Source organism: bacterium (genome assembly GCA_021159335.1).
Taxonomy (GTDB): domain Bacteria; phylum UBP14; class UBA6098; order B30-G16; family B30-G16; genus JAGGRZ01.
The window spans coordinates 1-2,693 of the sequence record JAGGRZ010000095.1 but is presented as its reverse complement, the minus strand read 5'-3'; the positions used below and the strand labels follow the sequence as shown (position 1 = coordinate 2,693).

Annotated in this window: 1 protein-coding gene; it reads left to right on the top strand. The window is 46.5% G+C overall.

Annotation, left to right across the window (positions count from 1 at the left end; translation table 11 throughout):
- Positions 1-225 precede the first annotated feature (225 nt).
- A partial coding sequence (locus J7J62_05600; protein ID MCD6124628.1) for a hypothetical protein occupies positions 226-2,693 on the top strand: 2,468 nt, incomplete at its 3' end.

The following is a 2,693-nucleotide window of genomic DNA, read 5'->3' as shown; positions in this document are numbered from 1 at the left end:
GGGGGGATAATGTCGTATATTACCATGTGCCAAGCTGCAGCGGTAAAGATGTTCACTGTTGTTCTGCGCATTATTCGCGGAGTTTTCAAAACCTATTTTTTGTATCAAGGCTTCGAGCATCTTATAATCGATTAGCTCATTTAAATAAACTGATTCAATCCTTAGTCACAAGCGTTAAATCAGCTATTATATTCGAAAATCCGCATTTTGTAGGAGGTGATCATTATGTCTCGAATAGGGATTATTTTTTATTTACTGTTGATTTTCGTGTTTGCTGTTGAAGCGCAGTTTGTGAATGGTGATTTCAGCGACACACTGGATGGTCCATTCGATGGTTTTGGATGGGAATGGTATGAGAATGATATTGACACTTGCGACCATGGTGCCGCTTGTGATTTACACGATAGCCTGAATACTTGCACTCCAACCTACACGGGCGATTTCGTTTCTTCGCCGATGTGCGGCTATGTATATAGTGGCGCAACAGGCTATTGTGGCGATGGCGGACTCGTTCAAACGGTAACTGTGCCATCCACGACGCCAGTTTACCTACATTTTTGGTTCAAGCATAAGGCGGACAGTTGGGGCGGGAAGGCTGTGATTATCTTAGATGAGGGTCCTATTGTTGATAATGACAGTAATTACTACATTCTTGCATCTCACAGATTTCCAGGTGGTGTAGGAGGTGGACCAACACCGTGGATGGAACGCATCATAAATGTTTCCCCCTGGGCGGGGCGCACAGTGAATATCAGAGTAGCATTGTGGGATAAATCAACTCATTGGTGCAATATGGGGGACCACTCGAATTGGGTTTGGGTGGATGATTTCTTCTTCTATAGTCCTGGTGTGCTTCCAGCCGACCTTTTTTATCCCGAGACTTTGAGGTTTGACCCTACGGCGAGTTGCGAGTTCTTGCCTTTTCGGATAGGAGCTCGAGCGTTCAACTATGGTGTTAGCGGAACAATAGACAGCGTACAAGCACATCTATTCCTTCCCGATGGCTTAGCACTTGATGACCCCTTAACGGTTAGACAATGGTTAAACCCGCCAAGCTTATATCCAGATAGCTCTGGTGATGTTTTCTGGAATGTGCATGCAGATGGCACAGTTCTCGATACTACCGTATGTTTCGAAATTATGTTCGTTTATATTGCGGGCGATAGCTTTATTATGTCAGATACTGTTCTATATGAGTCCGATTTCGAGCTTGACGATGGGGGACTTGTAAGTTCCGACCCAGCTGGTTGGCAATGGGGTGTTCCCGTTGGACCGCCTGGCGCTCATTCCGGGACTAAATGCTGGGGAACTGTCATAGGCGGCGACTATGATGGAGGTTCGCATAACTGGGATTTGACTCTTTCCGTTGACCTAAGGTCTCTCTCTACCACCGACCGCGCAGAACTTATATTCTGGCACTGGTATGAGCTTCCGATAACTTACTCCGATACTACCGATTGGAGCATTGACCATGTTTACGACGGTGGCAATGTTTGTGCTTCTACTGACGGTGGAGCGACTTGGTTTAACATATCGGGTGGAGGTTACTGGGTTGACCTTCTTGGCTCAACGGGTTGGGGCTCAGGCAGACTGACGGGTTGGCAAAGGGTTGAATGTGACCTTAGTATGCTCGTTGGACACACAGTATTGCTGCGTTTCCGCTTCGCAAATGATGCAACTGATAACGATTATGCTGGTTGGTATATAGACGATGTCCGAGTGATTGCTCACAAGGCTTCAACCCCTATTCCTTATCCTGATACTACTATTGTTTCGGGTTGTATCTTTATTCCGCCAGTCGTTTATGCAGACGCTGGAGATGATGTAACTATATGCTATGGAGAAAGAGCAATAATAGGTGGCTCTCCTTCGGCAGACAAGGGTGTCCCGCCTTACACTTACATATGGACTCCAGCTGCCGGACTCAATAATCCCTCCTCTCCTAATCCAATCGCATCGCCTGATACTACAACACAATATATTCTTACCGTTATCGACAGTGTAAATTGCATCGACGAGGACACGGTTGTGGTTACCGTTAAATACCCTGTTGTAGATTCAGTTTGGTTTTGGGAGGAGACAGATTGTAACGACAGCAATATTGTTCATATATGCTACACCCTTTCGAACTGCGAAGCTAACATATCAGTGTGGATGAGTGCTGATAGCGGCGGGACATGGACGCCTGCGGGAAGTAGTTGGTTTGTCACATTATTGGATACTGCGGGAGACATAGGCGCAAATATTACTCTTGGAACACATTGCTTTGAGTGGGTGATGAGCGAAGATTTGCCCGGAGTTGAGGACAGCAGTTTCGAGGTTATGGTTATAGCAAATCGTGTAAAAGAAACAGCGGAAACTACTTACTTGGCAGTTTCTGGCAAAGCCTGTCCTTATTTTGCTGGACAACCCAGTGGGGTTTCAGTCCATTCAATACATGACGGAATCGATTCCACTCCCACGCATTCTCCAGTGTGTATTCCCGTTCCCGATTGTGTCGACTTTTTTGAGATAGCCGCCACAGGTTCAACATTATTCTATCATGGGACACCTAATATTCCTCCAGATAGTAGGGATGGTCCTCCGCCTGTGCCATCGCCGACAGTGGTTGACCCCGCTGATGGCTATGATGATTTCGGGATAAGCACCTTTGATGGAGCGGGTATGTGTGCCCTGTTGGGAGTATTCTTGGA